Genomic DNA, 1,017 nt, shown 5'->3' on the forward strand with positions numbered 1-1,017 from the left:
CCATTATTAATTCTCGATGAAGCGACGTCTGCACTCGATAACGAATCAGAAAAAGTGATTCAGCGTGAGTTGGATGAGCTTATAAAAGGGCGCACTACTTTAGTTATCGCACATCGTCTCTCAACGATTGAAAATGCAGATATTATCGTCGTGATGGACGAAGGGCATATTGTTGAGCAAGGTACGCATGCTGAGTTGTTAGAGAAAGATGGGGAATACGCAAAACTCTATAACATGGCACTTTCTGACGATCACTAAGCTCAAGGGATTAGGCGATAAGCGTGAACGACCACTCTAACATCGAGCAAGCGATTACCGAAGCTTGGTACTCAAACAAGCTTTGGATCTACCTGCTCGTGCCTTTTTCCATTCTTTATTGGCTTGTCATTCGAATATCTGGACTGCTTTCAAGTTCACCTTCTAAATCTAAGGTCCCAGTGATTGTTGTAGGGAATTTAACGGCGGGTGGCACGGGTAAGTCTCCGCTGGTGNGTTTGTTGGTGCGCGACTTTGAGCAACGCGGGTATCGTGTTGGCGTTGTGAGCCGCGGCTATGGTGTCTCTATTCCAAAAAATGAAGTGCGTCTTTTGCATGCTGATAGTTCAGCAAGTGAAGTAGGTGATGAGCCACTTATGCTCAAACGATTATTGGCGTGTGATATTGCCTTATCACCGCAACGCGCATTGGCAGTTAAAGCATTAGAAGATTTAGGTGTGGATTTAGTGATTGCAGATGATGGTCTGCAACATCATGCCATGTATCGAGATATTGAACTCTGCGTTATCGATGGACAGCGTGGCTTTGGCAATGGCTGGGTGTTACCCGTTGGCCCTTTGCGTGATCCTGTTAACCGTTTGGCTGATATGGATGCGGTTGTCATCAATGGTGAGTTAGATTCATCTATAAAATTACCTCGTTCGGTTTCAACAAGTGCAATGACTTTATTGCCGAAAGAGTTCGTGCGTTTGGACGGTTCTGAATGTTTGGAGGTCGCAGCATTTGTTGAAAAATATGCAT

1 protein-coding gene and 1 pseudogene are annotated in these 1,017 nt (G+C 44.9%); both read left to right on the forward strand.

From position 1 onward, the window contains the following. Positions 1 to 258, forward strand: a pseudogene (locus A3738_RS30355) (lipid ABC transporter permease/ATP-binding protein); the annotation flags it as partial. Positions 259 to 281: 23 nt separating this feature from the next. Next, the coding region (gene lpxK, locus A3738_RS01290) for a tetraacyldisaccharide 4'-kinase (RefSeq protein ID WP_068763295.1) at positions 282 to 1,017 on the forward strand (736 nt) is incomplete at its 3' end.

Source organism: Oleiphilus sp. HI0066, assembly GCF_001635725.1.